Source organism: Lutibacter sp. (assembly GCF_030692605.1).
GTDB lineage: Bacteria > Bacteroidota > Bacteroidia > Flavobacteriales > Flavobacteriaceae > Lutibacter.
Map to the genome: position 1 here is coordinate 17030 of NZ_JAUYUD010000108.1, position 17434 is coordinate 34463.

Sequence of the window (17434 nt, forward strand, 5' to 3'; positions counted from 1 at the left end):
TGATTTTAAAAAAACGTAAAGTTAAAAATGATTAAAAAACTAGATAAAAAATTCATTAATATTTATCATCGATATATGCTCAACACGTTTGTTTTTTTTTCAATTCTCCTATCTTAAATTACAAAGTTTGGAGAATTTTTTATTAAATATTACATCGTTAAAAATTCATACATAATCTAATTCTATATACATATGCATCAATAAATTAAATATAACTAACCAACTAAAAAAATCAAAAACATGCAATTAAAACAATCACTAATTATCGCATTTTTGCTAAGTATAATTGGCTTAAGTGTTTGGGAAATTTATTGGCGGTCTCAAGGCTATTATCCTACAATAAATGATGAAAAATCACTTTGGGCACTTCAAAGAGCTAAAGTTGAAACCGCGTCTGATGATCAGGTTATTATTATTGGCTCATCAAGAGCTTATTTTGATATTCAATTGAAGGAATGGGAAAATGAAACTGGAAAAGCTCCAATCCAATTGGCTTCAACTGGTTCTTCTCCTTTACCAACTTTCCATGACATAGTAAATAACACTAATTTTAAAGGTACTATATTAATTGGCGTTACTCCAGGATTGTTTTTTTCAACCACCTTTCCTCAGGCCTCTCCTTGGAGTAGAGCGCAATCAAAAGTAGATTATTTCAAAAACAGAACATATGCACAACGTATCAATTTTCATCTTTCCATACCGTTACAAGAAAATCTAGCATTTATATCGGCAGATGAAGAAGAATGGTCAGATGATATTGATTTAAAATCATTATTACGTCAAATTCAAATAGGAAAACGTACTGAAGTGCCAATTAAACCTCCATTTTACAATTTTGGTAATGTTAATTTGGACCGAAACATGAGCATGATAAATAGAACTGTTGTAGATACTGCTTATGCGAACAGCATTATAAAAGTTTGGAACTTTTTTGGAAAAAGTGCTCCGCCGCCAGATAAAAAATCTACTATGGCTTTTTTTATGGAAGATCTTAAAAAATTTAAGGCTAGAAACGGCAATGTTATTTTAGTTCGATTTCCATCTAGTGGTGGTGTAAGAATGGGTGAAAACCATGTTTTACCAAGAGCAGAATTTTGGGACCACTTGGTAAATCAAGCAAAAGTTAAAAGTTATCATTTTGAAGATTATAATCAATTTAAAAATCTAAAATGTCCTGAAGAATCACATCTTTCAAAAGAAGATGCCCAATATTTTACATCAGAGCTTTTAAAAATTATGAAAGCAGATGGCGCATTAACTAACTCTAAAACTAACTAATTATGCTATTTAATTCATTAAGTTTCGTCGTTTTTTTAGTTATTGTTTTAGCACTGTATTATTCAAAACTATTTAGCTGGACTTCTAAAAAAGTCATGCTTCTGTTGGCCAGTTATGTATTTTATGGGTTATGGAATCCTCCTTTGGTTATTCTCCTTTGGATATCTACTGTTGTGGATTGGATTACAGGTAAAAAATTAGCCACTGAAGACAATGAGCGAAAACGTAAACTTTGGTTGTTGCTGAGTATGTTTGCCAATTTAGGGTTTTTAGGTTTTTTTAAATACAGAGATTTTCTATTAGACAATTTCACTACTGTTGTTAATACGTATGGCTATGGCTACCAAGCACAAACTATGGATATTATTTTACCAATGGGAATTTCGTTTTATACGTTTCAAACTATGTCTTACACCATAGATATGTATTTAAAACGAACTGAACGTGCTAAAACATTTTTAGATTTCGCTTTGTATGTAACTTTCTTTCCTCAACTTGTGGCAGGACCAATTGTTAGAGCAGGTGATTTAATTTCTCAATTTTACGAAGAAAAGAAAGCCACACTAGACCAATTTTTTTGGGGAATATTTTTGGTAACTATTGGATTGTTTCAAAAAATAGTTTTAGCAGATATATTACTTTCTGGAACTGCTGATACTGTTTTCGGGTCTAATAAATTATTGCACGGTTTGGATGCTTGGATTGGCACACTCGCCTTTTCTGGTCAAATATTCTTTGATTTTGCAGGGTATTCAACCTGTGCCATTGGAATTTCCTTAATGCTAGGCATTATTTTACCCGATAACTTTAAATATCCTTATGCATCATTGGGCTTTTCTGATTTATGGAAACGCTGGCATATTTCGCTATCAAGTTGGTTGAGAGATTACTTGTACATTCCTTTGGGAGGAAATCGCTATGGGATTACAAGAATGTATGCTGCCTTAATGCTCACCATGTTATTAGGTGGTTTATGGCATGGTGCTGCGTGGACTTTTATAATTTGGGGAGGTTTACATGGCACCTATCTTATTTTAGAACGACTTCAACGAAAATATATTCCATTTAAAATAACCCCTTGGAACGGTATGTTTTTAGCCTTTATAACATTCTCTTGCGTAAATATCACTTGGGTGTTTTTTAGAGCACGAGAATTTAAAACTGCTTGGAATATGATTAAGTCAATGTTTTATATGCAAACCGATGGTGAAAAGATTCTTGAGCCTTTCGATATTCTAAAAGTATCATTGGTAGTGGCCTTATTGTTTTTATGCCATTGGGTTATGAGAAATACTTCAATGAAAGAAGTTTCTTTAAAAACATCTCCAATGGTTCTAGGTATTGTTTGGGCCCTTATGCTTTTTCTAATTGCTATTGCCCAAGGTAGCGGGGAACAGTTTATTTATTTTCAGTTTTAAAATTAACAACCAACTAAATAAAATTATGATAAATTCAGAAACAACATTTAAACCATTAAAGGCCTCTGATCGAATTCAATCATTAGATATTATGAGAGGTATCGTGCTATTTGGAATTTTATTAATGAATATTAACGGAATGGGGCTTGCGGGCTCCTACGAAGACCCAACTGTTTCAGGTGGTTTTTCCGGGTTAGATCTCACAACTTGGATAGCCACAAATATGCTTTTTGAAGGTACCATGCGAGCGTTGTTCTCACTTTTATTTGGAGTTGGGATGTTTATTTTATTGAACAGACTTGAAAAAAAAGATGCAGGAATAAAAGGATCAGATATTTACTTTAGAAGGTTATTTTGGTTGTTAATTTTTGGATTAATCCATGGCTATTTATTATTATGGACAGGCGAAATACTATATCAATATGCTTTAATGGGATTTTTAGTCTATTCATTTAGAAATATGTCTCCAAAAAAATTAATTCTTTGCTCACTTTTTTTATTTTCTGTTGGAGGACTATGGAATTATATAGATTATAAAAACGATGTCAAATTTGTTGCAGATGTAACGCTTGTTCAAAAGTACAAATTAGAAGGAAAAACCTTAACAAGAGAACTCAAAGAAGTTGATCAAAAATGGGAAAAGAGAGAATATGATAGATCTGCTGAAGGCATTGCAAAATATAACACCAATATGCGTAAAGGTTATATAGATGTTGTTGTGTTTCTTGCTCCTATAAATAAACATTATGATGAGAGTTGGCCATACAGATATGATTTATGGGATGTGTTAAGCATGATGTTATTAGGTATCGCATTTTTTAAATTGAAAATACTATCAGCCGAAAAATCTTTTCTTTTTTATATTATTATGTCTGTCTTAGGTTATGGAATTGGATTAAGTGTTAACTACTTCGAAGTTCATTCTGTAATAGATAGTAACTTTTCATTATTAGGTTTTTCTAAATCAAAAATTACGTATGACATGGGCAGAGTTCCTGTTGCAATTGGGCATATTGGAATAATTATGCTTCTTTGCAAATTACCCGTTTTAAATTGGTTAAAATCAAGCCTTTCTGCTGTCGGTAAAATGGCACTCACCAATTATGTAATGCATTCAGTTATTGCAATGTTTATTTTTACAGGTGTAGGTTTTGGTCTTTTTGGAACATTTCAACGTCATGAATTGTTATACATCGTATTTTCAATATGGGTTTTTCAATTGATAGTAAGTCCTTTTTGGTTAAGATATTATCAGTTTGGACCACTAGAGTGGGTTTGGAGAAATTTGAGTTATTTAAAAATGCACCCATTAAAAAGACTAAAATAAAATAATATTGAAAAAATACTTTAAGTAAATTTTGATTGAAGGTTTCTGTTAAAAAAATTGTTATCTAAAAAAAATAGAATTCAAGTAATTATAAATTAGTATTAACCAATTAAATTTTAAACATTATGAGTGAACAATCAACAAAGTACAACGCTGTGCTGGTAATAGCAGGGGTGTTATTTATTATTTGGGGTATCCTTGGTTTAATGGATGCTAAGAACTACACGTACGCAGGTTATAATACAGGCGACGACTATAATGTTATTAAAGTAGAAGAAGGAAGTCCTGCAGCAAGTGCTGGCTTACAACTAGGTGATGTAATAAAAAGTACTGGAGGTATTGCTGTTACTGATAGTAAAGCCCTAAACAAACGTGAACGGGCTAAAATTGGTGAAACTCGTGATATTGTAGTTGATAGAAATGGGGAAGAATTAACTTTACCTCTTACCTATACCACTATGAAAGATACTGACAGCACAAATAATACAGTCGGATTTATTATCGGCCTATTATTTATACTTATTGGTGTATATGCACAATTTAAACATAAAACAGCATTAAGTCTTTCATTTGCATTATTTGCAGTTTGTTTTGGTTATCTATTTATGAATGGTCCATACATTAGCTCAGTAATTTTAAGTTCAATTGTAGGGATTATTTCAACTGGCTTTGTGCTATTTTCTTTCACTGCCTTAGCAATATATATGCTACAATATCCGCCTGAAAGTGCCTTTTTAAGGAGTAGTAATAAACGCCTTTTATATATTCCAATGTTAATTTTATTGGCAATAATAACTATAATTACAATATTACAACCTGATGGATCAGGAACATTTAATATGGTTATGCGACTTTTATTTGGAGCTTTTATAATTTTCTATTTTGGCCTTGCATTTATTACGCTAATCAGAAAATATATAAGTGCTTCATCTGAAGAACGAAGTTCAAAAGGACTCAATATGATGCTTATTGGAACAGTTGTAGGTTTACTACCAATACTTGTATATTTTACCATAAACACAATAAAACCAGATGTTGAATTACCTGGTAATGATTATGTGTTTTACACATTTGCGGCTATCCCTATTTTCTTTTTCTTAGCTATAGAAAAGCAACATAAAGCATCTTAAAATTCAAACTCAGGGTTAATTATTTTCTTAATTTGCTCTGAGTTTTTATTAAATTACTATGATAAAACTCTTTAGAAATATCCGTAAAAACCTACTCAACGAAGGTAAAACATCCAAGTATTTCAAATACGCCATTGGCGAAATTGCTTTGGTAGTAATTGGTATTTTAATTGCGTTGCAAATTAATAATTGGAATGAGAAACGAAAAGGAAAACAATTAGAATACAACTTCTTTAGCAATATACTTTTAGACCTAGAAAAAGATGAGCAAAAGTTAAATTATTATATAAAATTTCATACGAAAAGAATCGAGTATTTAGATACACTATTGACATATGTACGAAACCCAAATAAAATTATGGGCATTGATAAGTTTGGAATGTATGTAGAACCTTTGTTTTATTCTGAAATTCCAACAAATTACTCCACAACGTTTGAATCTGCAAAAACATTAGGCACTTTTAACAATTTTAAGTCGAAAGACCTATTAAAGGATCTTTCCCAGTATTATGCAGACTTTTCAATAATAGAATACATAATCAATTCCATTTTACGGTTTGTTGAAAATCAATTTGAACCGTTAATGTATACTTTACCTGAAAATTATATGACCTTACAGACAGGTAGCTTGGTAGTAAATGAGGAGGATGTTAGTGAATTTTATAAAAAAATTGCATCTATTGACGATTTTCGAAACATTACAGCAGATTATGAAAAAATATTAAAAACCCCTTCATTTGAAAATTACCTTATTGGAGATATGGGCAGAACATACAATGCTTTAGGAAAAATAAAATCTAGGCAGGAAACGCTAATCAAAATAAAATTAAAAATCGAGACCAATGATTAAATTTTTTCGTCATATTAGAAAAAACCTTCTTAACGAAGGAAAAACAAATAAGTACTTTAAATACGCAATTGGTGAAATTGCTTTGGTAGTTATTGGGATTTTAATTGCTTTAAGTATCAATAACTGGAACGAGGATAGGAAAGATCATTTGCGTATGCGCACCAATATCAAATCTATTGCGGAAGATATTCAAGCTGATACCGTTTTGCTTCAAAGTACCATTGCCCTTTTAAAGCAAGAGATGGAAGCAGGAAGGAATATAATTCCTGTGATGGAATCAAAAAATAGATTGATACAGGATTCCTTGAAATTTATTATGGATTTTAATTCTATGACAACCACTCCCATTATTAATAAAACTGCCAAAACCTGGGACTTTCTAAATTCCTCCGGGAATTTATCCGAATTTCCGGATCCAAAACTCTTAAAAATGCTTCAGGAATATTATTATGGGTACAATGAGATTGCTACCAATTTTACAAATTCCGCGAACCCCGTTAGACTTGAACTTCGCAAGTTAAAATATGAACTTTTCAGCGATTCAGAACACCGCAAATTTTTCCCCACTAATTCCCCAATAGTACCAAATGCCATAGTATATACTACAATTTTCGAGGACAAACGGGTATTGCCCTTATGCCGGTTTATTGGAAGTACGGCAACCTACTTTGAAGGTAGATTTAAATCGTTAGAAAGTAAAGCCGAGAATATTCTGGATTATATGGACAAAAATTATAAATAACGAGACCATGATAAAACTCTTTAGAAATATCCGCAAAAAACTGGTAGCCGAAGGTAAAACCGCCAATTACCTTAAATACGCAATCGGTGAAATTGTGCTTGTGGTCATTGGGATTTTAATTGCATTGCAAATAAACAATGCCAACGAAAAACGCAAAGCAACCACCCAAGAAATAACCATATTAAAAAACATCCAAGAAGATATATGAGCATGTAAAAGAATCATTTCAATGTAAAAAACTTGAAAGTATTTTTATGAAAAATAAGGCACTCCCAATTATAGTTTATGAAGTATTGGAATAAATCAATATCTTAACCTTTTAAAACAATAAAATAATAACCTTATGGAACCGCAAGAAAAGCCAATTGAACATTTGGAACCTGAAATAAAAAGAACGCATACTGAAGAATTAGTAGATCACTATTGGGGTAGTATTAACTACGTTTCTGGGCTTATAAAGGCTTCAGAAATTAAAGCTGGTTTAATTCTGTCGTTTTTCGGAATTGTTTTGAATTTTATATTTCAAAAATTAATGTTAGTAATCGTTAACTTTCCTAACGACATATTCCTATACATTATCTTAGGTCTTTGGTTTACTTGTACGGCACTTTCAATTTATTTTAGCATACGTTGTTTTATACCTAGAATAGAAGCTAAATATGATAAAAACATTTTCTTTTTTGGAGATATTATTAGCAAATTTGGAAATATCCACGAATTTTCAAAAACATTTTACAGAATAAGTTTAGATGAAGAACAATTATTTGATCATTTGGGCCAGCAGATATATATTATTTCAAAAATTGCATCACTAAAGTTTAAAAATGTGAAAAGATCATTGCAATTTATGGCATATGGGATGTTTCTATTGTTGATTGTAATTATTTATAGTTTGTTACTTACTTTATAATGAATATATTTTTTATTAGAAAAATTAAAAATATGCTAAAACTCTAAGAATAACATGTCAATTGGATTTTGGTTGAAGATGCTATTTCATTTTTCAGAGAAAAATACAGATAACAAGCAATATTCTAATCTCTAAACGAGCATAAATTGGGTTGAAAAAAATTTAGACTTCACTCCTATCCCATAACGAATTAGCCCTTTTAAAAATAAAATTGCTTTACCCAAATAACAAAATAACAGGATATTCCAGAAAGTGAAATAAGCAATATTTGGGTTGTTGAAATGACTAAAAATTAAACTTTTTTATCAATAAAATGCTATATTTGAGAACTAATTTTTCCTAATAAAATCAAAAATTAATGAAATATAAAAATTACCTTTTTATAATTCTAAATAAATTTAAAAACGCTTTTACAGATCTTGTTCCTATTATTCTTGTTGTTGTATTTTTTCAAACAGTTGTTATTAAACAACCGTTTCCTGAATTAGCAGAAATTATTTTTGGGGTGTTATTTGTTGTAGTAGGTTTAATGCTTTTTATTGAAGGATTAGAAATTGGTTTATTTCCTATTGGAGAATCAATGGCTTATGCCTTGGCAAAAAAAGGAAGTTTATTTTGGTTGATGGTTTTTTCCTTTGCCTTAGGTTTTTCAACAACCATTGCAGAACCGGCATTAATTGCAGTTGCAAAAGAAGCTTCTGAAATTGCATCAACAGCCAATTTAATTCCGAAGGATACAGATTCTATGAACAGCTATGCAATGGGTTTACGATTATCTGTAGCTTTTTCTGTTGGTTTGGCTATTGTAATTGGTGTTTTAAGAATATTAAAAGGTTGGCCTATCTATTATTTAATTATTGGAGGTTATATTATGGTAATGTTAATGACGATAGTTGCACCAGAAGAAATAATTGGACTCGCTTATGACGCAGGAGGTGTAACAACATCAACCATAACGGTACCATTGGTAACAGCTTTAGGTGTTGGATTGGCAAGTGTTATTAAGGGACGAAGTCCGTTAACAGATGGATTTGGTTTAATTGCGTTTGCTTCGCTTTTACCAATGATTTTTGTAATGGCATTTGGTTTATTTTGGTTTTAATTAAACATTAGTTAACTATGTTCGATTTTATTAAAGATTTTATTTTAATTTTTCTCTACACAATACTAGATGTTTTACCAATATTAGTATTGATACTCTTTTTTCAATTAATAATATTAAAACAACCTATTCCACATCTAAAAAGAGTGATTTTAGGAGGCTTTTATGTAGTTATAGGATTGGCTTTATTTTTAATGGGATTAGAAAAAGCACTTTTTCCAATTGGTAAAATAATGGCTTCTCAATTATCTGATCCCCTTTTTATTGGAGCAAATGGAAGTGAGTTAACAAATTGGGCAAATTATTATTGGATATACATATTTGCTGCATTAATTGGGTTTGCAACTACAATTGCAGAACCTTCTCTAATTGCAGTAGCCTTAAAAGCAGGTGAAGTTTCAGCAGGAACTATTAGTCCTTGGGGACTACGTATTACCGTTGCTATTGGAGTTGCAATGGCTTTAGCTTTAGGAACTTTTAGAATAGTAACTGGAACACCACTTTACATTTATATTTTAGTTGGCTACGTTATAGTAATTATACAAACTATTTTTGCCCCAAAACAACTTATAGCTTTGGCATATGATTCAGGAGGTGTTACAACTTCAACGGTAACAGTACCAATTGTAGCAGCCCTTGGATTAGGATTATCTAGCGCAGTGCCTGGAAGAAATCCTGCAATAGATGGATTCGGCCTTATTGCATTTGCAAGTCTATTTCCTATTATTACCGTTTTGGGTTATGCACAAATTATGGAATTAAAAACTCGATTTACAAACATAAAAACAACAAAACAATGAAATTTAAATTAATTATGACTTTCATTAAACCTAACATTACAGATAATGTTGTGGATGCAATGAAAAAAGCAGGAGCTACAGGAGCCACTATTATTCCAGCAAGAGGTACTGGAATACATGAAGCAAAGTCGTTTTTTGGACTTAGCATTGAAGATCAAACCGATATTGTTGTTTTTCTGGTTGAAGAACATGTAGTTGAAAATTTAATGAATGTTATTAAAAAAGCTGGTAAATTCGATCAACCAGGAACAGGAATTGCCTTTGTTCTGCCTATTGAACATGTTGCAGGATTGGAAAGTCAAATGAAAATATTCAAAGATCAGGCACGTGATCAGTACTTTTAACTAAATATTAATCTCTTAAAATAATATATAATGATTTTAAAAAGAAGTTACCAAAGCGCAAAAGACGTTATGAAGAAAAAAGCCATTTTTATTGATGGCATGGCAACTGCTAAAGAAGCTGTTGAATTAATGAGAAAAGAACAAGTTGAAGTTCTTATTGTAAAAAAAAGAAATGAACTTGATGTTTACGGAATTGTAATAGTTCACGATTTTATTAAAGGTGTAATTATTCCCGACAAAACTTCACAAGAAGTTAACGTTTTTGAAATTATGACAAAACCGGTTATTAGTGTTCCAGCAAGTATGGATGTACATTACGTAGCAAATTTATTTATGAAAATTGGTATTCGTGTAGCACCCGTGGAAGAAAATGGAGAACTAATTGGAATAATCTCTTTAAACGATTTAGTATTGGACAATATGTTATTTTAACAATTAAATTAAAAATTTCTAAATAAATATTTTTAAATGATATTAATTGACAAACCCTACGTTTCAGACTTTTTAATTGAAACAATTAAAAAAAATAATTTTCAAATAGTTGATACTGAATCTGCTAAATCGCTAATTAATGATGAAAGCTTAAATTGGATATCCGAAAAAGAAGCTGTTCAGCAATTGAAAGAGAATTCAAAAACAAAGCTTTACACAAATTCTGAAAACACCATAAGTTGGGTTGAAAAAAAGTTAGGCTTTACTTCTATTCCTAAGAAAATTAATCTGTTTAAAAATAAAATTAAATTTAGAGAATTATTAAAAGACATCTTTCCAAATTATTTTTTTAAAGGCGTAAAATTTGAAAATTTAGATTCTATTTCAACTAAAGATCTTCATTTTCCATTAATTATAAAACCCGCTGTTGGTTTTTTTAGTTTAGGTGTTCATAAAATAGATGAACCACACGAATGGAATGAAATAGTAACCAAACTAAAAGCTGAATTCACTCAAATTCAATCATTATTTCCAAAAGAAGTAGTTGACACCACCTATTTTATTATTGAAGAATGTATTGAAGGAGCCGAATATGCCATTGATTGTTATTACAATAATGAAGGAGAACCAGTAATTTTGAATAGTATGCTTCATGTTTTTTCTTCTGGTAAAGATGTTAGCGACAGGGTTTATACCAGTTCTAAAAATAGTATTGAAACTACTATAAAAAATGTTGAAAAATTATTGAAAATTATTGGTAAAAAAGCCAATCTTATTAATTTCCCAATGCACATTGAAGTTAGAATCACCACTGAAGGTATTGTAATCCCAATTGAAGTAAATCCACTTCGTTTTGGTGGTTTATGTACAACGGGAGATCTTTCTTGGTTTGCTTATGGCTTTAATTCTTACGAATATTTTCTAAATAACAAAAAACCTAACTGGGAAGAAATTTTAAAGAGTAAAAAAGATAAATTATATAGTATTGTTTTGTTAAACAATAACTCTGGCTATTTACCCTCAGAAATTGAGTCATTTAACTATGAATTAGTATTAAAAGATTTTGAAAACCCATTAAGTTTGAGGAAATTTGATTTTAATGAATATCCAATTTTTGGAATTTTATTTACTGAAACTTCTGTTGGGAATGAGGATGAATTAAGCAAAATTTTAACCAGTAACTTAATAAAATATTTAACAATTAAATAACACAAAAATCAATCATTTATAATAATTTATTGTCAGCTTATAATGTATTTTTGAGAAAAATAAACCAAACATAAAAATGAATACAAAAGCATTGTATTTCTTGTTATTTTTATCTATTATTTTATTAAGTTCTTGTAGTAATACTAGTAACAAAATAGATAATAGTTTAAATAAAATTGATTCGACTCTTAATGTAGGTTTAGAAAAAATTGAAAATTTAGACTCTTTAGTCATTTCTAAAGACCAAAACTTAAAAAAAGCTGATTCATTAGTTAAAAAAACAACTTCTAAATTAGACTCTATTAAAAAGAAGGGCGAATCTCTTATTAATATCTTTAACTAAAAATTTAAAACATTATAATTATGAAATGTCCAAATTGTGCAAACATAGATTTAGTAATGGCAGAGCGCCAAGGAATTGAAATTGATTATTGCCCAACGTGCAGAGGTGTTTGGTTAGACAGAGGTGAGTTAGATAAAATTATTGAAAAAGCTACTGTAACCGAAAATAAACCTAATGAAACTTTTTCACAAACTTCTCATTCTGACAGAGGATACAGTAATCAAGGCGGATACAAAAAGAAACCTAAACACTGGTTAACCGAATTATTTGACTAAAAAACATTTATATTCTATTTTAATCCCTGTTTTTAACGCTCAATTGTTTAAAAACAGGGTTTTCCTTTATAAAAAAAATCCTATTTCATTCTTTATTTAAATTATTAAAATATAATTTTTATCCTATATTTGCACTCGTTTTATTTTGACTAAAAATTAAAAAAAATTGGAAATATTAATAAACTCATTAATTATTATTGCAAGCATTGTAGCAATATCTAAAGGTGCAATTTGGCTTGTAGATTCTGCCGTTCGAATTTCAAAAAAAATTAGGAATTTCAAAATTAATTATTGGTTTAACTGTAGTTGCAATGGGTACATCTGCACCCGAATTTATGGTAACCATAATTGCGGCAATGAATGGACAAAGTGATATTTCTGTTGGAAATATTGTAGGGTCTAACATTTTTAACTTAGGCTTTATTTTAGGAGGAACCGCCATTATTAGAAGTTTAGGAACAAACAAGTTGTTAGTTTACAGGGATGGTTCTTTTCTTTTCTTTGGTACTACGCTACTCCTCATATTTTTATGGGATTTAAAATTAGAGCATTTTGAAGGGTACATTTTAATGGCTATGTTATTTGTTTACATAGGATATTTATACTTTAAAAAAGACAAGTTGAAATTGAAAGTGAAGACTTAGATTTCAAATGGTTTGATTCATTTATTTTAATTGGTAGTATGGCATTGGTAATTGGCGGTTCTCATTTTTTAGTAGATTCTGCTACCATTTTAGCAAGAATCATGGGAGTTTCTGACTGGGTTATTGGTGCAACTATTGTTGCTGCAGGTACTTCTGCCCCTGAACTTGCAACATCTATTGCTGCAGCACTTAAAGGAAGACATGGATTATCTATTGGAAACTTAATTGGTAGCGATATTTTTAACATGTTTGGTGTTTTAGGATTAGCGGCAATTTTAAAAGAATTACCAGTAGATATTGAGGCGCAACCTAATATGATTATGCTATTAATTATGATTGGAATTGTGCTAGTTTTTATGAGAACTGGATGGCGAATTTCAAGAGTTGAAGGAGCAATTCTATTTCTAATTGGTTTAAGTCGATGGATTTTTAGTTTTTTATAACCAAACCATCATAAGCTAAAAACACATTATTTGGCAATATTTTTTCCACTTCTGCATGAAACCCTAAGTAATGGCTAATATGAGTTAAATAGGCCTTTTTGGGACTAATTATTTCAATCAACTCCATCGCTTCCACTAAATTTAAATGAGATCTATGCGGTTTTATTCGTATAGCACTCAATATTAGAATATCTAACTTTTGAAGTTTAAGTAATTCAACTTCTTCAATTGTTTTCACATCTGTTAAATATGCTATATTTCCAAATCGATATCCAAATATTTTTAAATTATAATGGGAAATTTTAATAGGAATCACGTTCAAATTATGCAATAAAAAAGGTTGGTTTTTAATTAAATTTTGAACTATACTTGGTGCTCCTGGATACTTATTTTTATTGCTAAAAATATACTCGAATCTTGATGCTAAATTCTTCAATACTCTTTTCTGAGCATATATTGGTACAGCTCCTAATTGAAAACTAAAAGGTCTTAAGTCGTCTAAACCAGCTGTATGGTCTGCATGCTCATGTGTAAACAAAACACCATCTATTTTAGTTACTTTTGCGCGCAACATTTGATACCTGAAATCCGGTCCACAATCTACAACATAACAATAAGTATCCCATTCAACCATAACAGAAACTCGAAGGCGTCTATCACGTGCATCTTCTGATAGACAGACGGGATGATTACAATTTATAACAGGGATTCCCTGTGAAGTACCAGTTCCTAAAAAAGTTAGTTTCATTTTCATTATTTTTTATCAAAAGTACTTGTTTATTATAATTAATTAAACAAAACATCAATCATTCATTTTACATATTTAATAAATATACAGCTATAATTATACTTTATTAATATTTAATTTAATAAATTTTACGTATTTAGAAATAATATTCACAATAATGTACAATCTGTTAAAAATATGATTTTTATCAACCTAAATAGATGATTAATTCTTTACTTTTGTCGCATATTTTAAAAAAGCAAAATTGAAAGATTGTAAATCAGCCCTATTTACCTTTTTAAACGTAATTATAATTGCATTTTGTATACTTTATTTTATACAAAATGAAAATTTATATACTATTAAAACTAGCTTTGTAGCTGGTTTTATTTTTTTATCTATAATTAGATTATTCCAAAACAATAAATTAAATATTCTAACTAATTTTATACATCATAAAAACATAAATATATGAAAATAGGCGTATTAAACGAAACACAATTAAGTGAAAAACGGGTAGCTATTTCCCCCAATATTGCCAAACTCCTTATTGAGAAAGGGTTTGAATTATTGATTGAAGAAGGTGCTGGAAAAGTATCTTCATTTAAAAACTCTGATTATACTTCAGTTGGTGCTGTTGTCGCAAAAAGAGAAGTAGTTTTTAAAGATGCAAATGTATTAATCAAAATTAACCCTTTTAATGAAGAAGACTTAAAATTAGTTTCTGACGAACAAATTTTAATGAGTCAATTGTATTATTTATCTAACCCAAAACTTATTGAAGCAATTGCGTCTAAAGGTGTTACTGCATTTTCAATGGATGCTATGCCTCGTATTTCCAGAGCGCAAGATATGGACGTTTTAAGTTCTCAAAGTAATTTAGCTGGTTATAAAGCTGTAATTGTTGGAGCTTATGAAATGACCAAAATTTTTCCATTAATGATGACTGCTGCAGGAACTATAATTCCTTCAAAAGTATTAATTTATGGTATTGGAGTTGCTGGTTTACAAGCAATTGCAACTGCAAAACGTTTAGGTGCTGTTGTTATGGCAACAGATATTCGAATGGAAACCAAGGAACAAGCCGAATCTCTTGGTGCAAAATTTATTATGGTTGATAATACGGGTGAAGAATCTGAAGGTGGTTACGCTAAAGAAGCTTCCGAAGATTATGTGCGTAGACAAAAAGAAGCAGTTAATAAATCGTTATTTGATGCCGATTTAGTAATTACTACTGCAATGGTGCCTGGTAGAAAAGCACCAGTATTAATTACTGAAGAACAAGTAAAACAAATGAAAAACGGTGCAATTATTATCGACTTAGCAGCCTTACAAGGTGGTAACTGTGAATTAAGTAAAATGGGGGAAACAGTTGTTGAACATGGCGTGAAAATTATTGGTACAACAATGGCTCCTGAAAGCGTTTCAACAAATGCAAGTGAGTTATATGCTAAAAATATGTATAATTTTTTAATGCATTTAACTGATGAAAATAACGCATTTAAATGGGAATTGGAGGAAGAAATTACGGATGGCACTTTAATTGTTCACGAAGGAAAAATTAGAAAAAACTAAAAAAATAATTAGATATGAATGAATTAATAGAATTTTTCAGCAGTAATCTAGAATTAATATATATCCTCATTTTAGCGATATTTATTGGTGTAGAATTAATAAAAAATGTTCCATCAGTGCTACATACTCCATTAATGTCTGGCGCTAACGCTTTAAGTGGTGTAGTTATAGTCGGAGCATTATTGGTGATGTTACAATCTAAACCAGATGATTACTTAGCATTAGGTTTAGGTTTTGTTGCTGTAGTATTAGGAGTTTTAAATGTAGTTGGTGGTTTTGCTGTAACCGACCGCATGTTACAAATGTTTAAAAAGAAAAAATAATGAATTTAACATTAAGTATTATCTATTTAATTTCAACCGTAACATTTGTTATTGGTTTAAAGTTACTGGGACACCCGGAAACTGCAAAAAAAGGAAATTTAATTGCTGCTTATGGTATGGTACTAGCCATTATTGGCACTATATTTCTACATGATTTCGAAGTTCCTTCAATAAATTATATTTTAATTGGAGCTGCTCTTTTGGTTGGATCTGTTTTAGGTTGGATTATTGCGATGAAAGTTGAAATGACTAAAATGCCAGAATTAGTATCTCTATTCAATGGTTTTGGTGGTGGAAGTGCGCTTTTAATAGGATTAGTAGAATTTAATAAAAATGTAGGTGTTGAAGACGCTTCAAAAGCTTCCGCTTCTATTATAACTACAATTTTAGCTGCTATTATTATTGGAAGTATCACTTTTACAGGAAGTTTAGTGGCTTGGGCAAAATTAAATGGTTCTATGAAAGATTTAAGATTACCAAAATACAACCTAATTAATAATATCTTATTTACTGCACTTGTTGCCTTTACTGCATATATTATTGTAGTAAATACAGACAGCTACATGTTAATTTATATTTTATTAATAGCTTCCTTAATTTATGGGTATTTATTTGTAGCACCAATTGGAGGTGCTGATATGCCTGTAGTTATTTCATTATTAAACTCCTTAACAGGTATTGCGGCAGCAATTACAGGTATTCTTTACGGTAATATGGTAATGTTAGTTGGCGGTATTTTAGTAGGATCAGCAGGGTTAATTTTAACTTTTGTTATGTGTAATGCAATGAACCGTTCATTAACAAATGTTATATTTGGCGCTTTTGGTGGAGATGCAGGCACAGGTGCAATTACTGGAGGAAAATCTGGCGGAACTATCAAAAAAACAACTGCTAGTGATTCTGCAATTTTATTAAATTATGCAAGTAAAGTAGTAATTGTACCAGGATATGGTTTAGCGGTTGCACAAGCACAACACGTTATTCATGAACTTGAAATGCTTTTAACTAAAAAAGGAGTTGATGTTTCTTATGCTATTCATCCCGTTGCTGGTCGTATGCCAGGACATATGAATGTTTTATTGGCTGAAAGTAATGTAGATTATGACAAGTTAATTGAAATGGACGATATTAATCCTCAATTTCCTAATACCGATGTGGTTTTAGTAGTTGGGGCAAATGACGTAGTTAACCCAGCGGCTCATAACGATCCATCAAGTCCAATTTATGGAATGCCAATTTTAGATGTAGAAAACGCAAAACATATTATTGTAAACAAACGTAGTATGAATGCAGGGTACGCTGGTATTGAAAACGAATTATTTTTCAACACAAAAACTTCAATGTTATTTGGAGATGCTAAATCGGCCTTAACGGAACTGGTTTCAGAATTAAAAAATATGTAATTCCTATTAAAGTATTTTAAAAGGAAGCTGTCTCACAACTAGAGACGGTTTATTTATACTTTTATTTGGAAGTTTTATTAGTTTTTTGTATATTTAATCATTGATATACAGATACTTAACTATGAATTTCAGACATTACAACCAACAACAAACGATACT

The 17434-nt window shown here is 30.4% G+C and carries 21 protein-coding genes; 20 read left to right on the forward strand and 1 reads right to left on the reverse strand.

All coding sequences use genetic code 11. The features are described 5' to 3' along the window. Positions 1-240 precede the first annotated feature (240 nt). The 17 genes from Q8S45_RS11440 (at position 241) to Q8S45_RS11520 (ending at position 13247) form a co-directional block, all read left to right on the forward strand. On the forward strand, positions 241-1278 hold the full coding sequence (locus Q8S45_RS11440) for a hypothetical protein (protein WP_305604839.1): 1038 nt from the start codon (positions 241-243) through the stop codon (positions 1276-1278). 2 nt (positions 1279-1280) lie between these two features. Beyond that, positions 1281-2696 (forward strand): MBOAT family protein, encoded by a 1416-nt coding sequence (locus Q8S45_RS11445; protein ID WP_305604840.1) that lies wholly within the window; start codon positions 1281-1283, stop codon positions 2694-2696. Positions 2697-2721: 25 nt separating this feature from the next. Next, positions 2722-4023 (forward strand): DUF418 domain-containing protein, encoded by a 1302-nt coding sequence (locus tag Q8S45_RS11450; protein ID WP_305604841.1) that lies wholly within the window; start codon positions 2722-2724, stop codon positions 4021-4023. A 125-nt stretch (positions 4024-4148) separates the two neighbouring features. After that, positions 4149-5153, forward strand: coding sequence for a PDZ domain-containing protein (locus Q8S45_RS11455; protein ID WP_305604842.1), 1005 nt, complete (start codon positions 4149-4151; stop codon positions 5151-5153). Between the two features lie 58 nt (positions 5154-5211). Continuing rightward, entirely contained in the window at positions 5212-6003 is a 792-nt protein-coding gene (locus tag Q8S45_RS11460; RefSeq protein WP_305604843.1) for a DUF6090 family protein, read from the forward strand. Continuing rightward, positions 5996-6745 (forward strand): DUF6090 family protein, encoded by a 750-nt coding sequence (locus Q8S45_RS11465; RefSeq protein WP_305604845.1) that lies wholly within the window; start codon positions 5996-5998, stop codon positions 6743-6745. The genes Q8S45_RS11460 and Q8S45_RS11465 overlap by 8 nt, the downstream gene beginning before the upstream one ends. Positions 6746-6752: 7 nt before the next feature. Then, a complete protein-coding gene (locus tag Q8S45_RS11470; protein WP_305604846.1) occupies positions 6753-6953 on the forward strand; it encodes a DUF6090 family protein in 201 nt (66 codons plus the stop codon). A 135-nt stretch (positions 6954-7088) separates the two neighbouring features. Beyond that, positions 7089-7655 (forward strand): Pycsar system effector family protein, encoded by a 567-nt coding sequence (locus Q8S45_RS11475; RefSeq protein ID WP_305604848.1) that lies wholly within the window; start codon positions 7089-7091, stop codon positions 7653-7655. Positions 7656-8013: 358 nt separating this feature from the next. Further along, positions 8014-8757: a DUF1538 domain-containing protein gene (locus Q8S45_RS11480; RefSeq protein ID WP_305604850.1), complete on the forward strand. Its 744-nt coding sequence runs from the start codon at positions 8014-8016 to the stop codon at positions 8755-8757. A 17-nt stretch (positions 8758-8774) separates the two neighbouring features. Continuing rightward, a complete protein-coding gene (locus Q8S45_RS11485; protein ID WP_305604852.1) occupies positions 8775-9557 on the forward strand; it encodes a DUF1538 domain-containing protein in 783 nt (260 codons plus the stop codon). After that, positions 9554-9901: a P-II family nitrogen regulator gene (locus tag Q8S45_RS11490; protein ID WP_305604854.1), complete on the forward strand. Its 348-nt coding sequence runs from the start codon at positions 9554-9556 to the stop codon at positions 9899-9901. Before Q8S45_RS11485 ends, Q8S45_RS11490 begins: the two co-directional genes overlap by 4 nt. 30 nt (positions 9902-9931) lie before the next feature. Next, positions 9932-10333, forward strand: a complete 402-nt coding sequence (locus Q8S45_RS11495) for a CBS domain-containing protein (RefSeq protein WP_305604856.1) — start codon at positions 9932-9934, stop codon at positions 10331-10333. Between the two features lie 36 nt (positions 10334-10369). Next, positions 10370-11542 carry an ATP-grasp domain-containing protein gene (locus Q8S45_RS11500; protein WP_305604858.1) on the forward strand — a complete coding sequence of 391 codons (1173 nt, stop codon included), beginning with the start codon at positions 10370-10372 and terminating at the stop codon, positions 11540-11542. A gap of 76 nt (positions 11543-11618) precedes the next feature. Next, positions 11619-11885: a hypothetical protein gene (locus Q8S45_RS11505; protein WP_305604860.1), complete on the forward strand. Its 267-nt coding sequence runs from the start codon at positions 11619-11621 to the stop codon at positions 11883-11885. A 20-nt stretch (positions 11886-11905) separates the two neighbouring features. Beyond that, complete coding sequence (locus Q8S45_RS11510) at positions 11906-12160, forward strand: zf-TFIIB domain-containing protein (RefSeq protein WP_305604862.1); 255 nt, start codon at positions 11906-11908, stop codon at positions 12158-12160. Between the two features lie 245 nt (positions 12161-12405). Beyond that, positions 12406-12804, forward strand: a complete 399-nt coding sequence (locus Q8S45_RS11515; RefSeq protein ID WP_305604871.1) for a sodium:calcium antiporter — start codon at positions 12406-12408, stop codon at positions 12802-12804. Between the two features lie 29 nt (positions 12805-12833). Further along, on the forward strand, positions 12834-13247 hold the full coding sequence (locus Q8S45_RS11520; RefSeq protein WP_305604873.1) for a sodium:calcium antiporter: 414 nt from the start codon (positions 12834-12836) through the stop codon (positions 13245-13247). On the opposite strand, the gene Q8S45_RS11525 is transcribed toward Q8S45_RS11520, so the two are convergent. Next, entirely contained in the window at positions 13234-13995 is a 762-nt protein-coding gene (locus Q8S45_RS11525) for an MBL fold metallo-hydrolase (RefSeq protein WP_305604863.1), read from the reverse strand. The two genes, Q8S45_RS11520 and Q8S45_RS11525, sit on opposite strands and share 14 nt — an antisense overlap. A 450-nt stretch (positions 13996-14445) precedes the next feature. On the opposite strand from Q8S45_RS11525, the gene Q8S45_RS11530 reads away from it, so the two are divergent. From Q8S45_RS11530 to Q8S45_RS11540, 3 genes are read left to right on the forward strand one after another with little or no spacing between them, the layout of a single operon-like run. Next, positions 14446-15549 carry a Re/Si-specific NAD(P)(+) transhydrogenase subunit alpha gene (locus tag Q8S45_RS11530; RefSeq protein WP_305604865.1) on the forward strand — a complete coding sequence of 368 codons (1104 nt, stop codon included), beginning with the start codon at positions 14446-14448 and terminating at the stop codon, positions 15547-15549. Positions 15550-15563: 14 nt separating this feature from the next. Beyond that, entirely contained in the window at positions 15564-15872 is a 309-nt protein-coding gene (locus Q8S45_RS11535; RefSeq protein WP_305604867.1) for an NAD(P) transhydrogenase subunit alpha, read from the forward strand. Further along, on the forward strand, positions 15872-17275 hold the full coding sequence (locus Q8S45_RS11540) for an NAD(P)(+) transhydrogenase (Re/Si-specific) subunit beta (RefSeq protein ID WP_305604869.1): 1404 nt from the start codon (positions 15872-15874) through the stop codon (positions 17273-17275). Before Q8S45_RS11535 ends, Q8S45_RS11540 begins: the two co-directional genes overlap by 1 nt. The last annotated feature ends 159 nt before the right edge of the window (positions 17276-17434 follow it).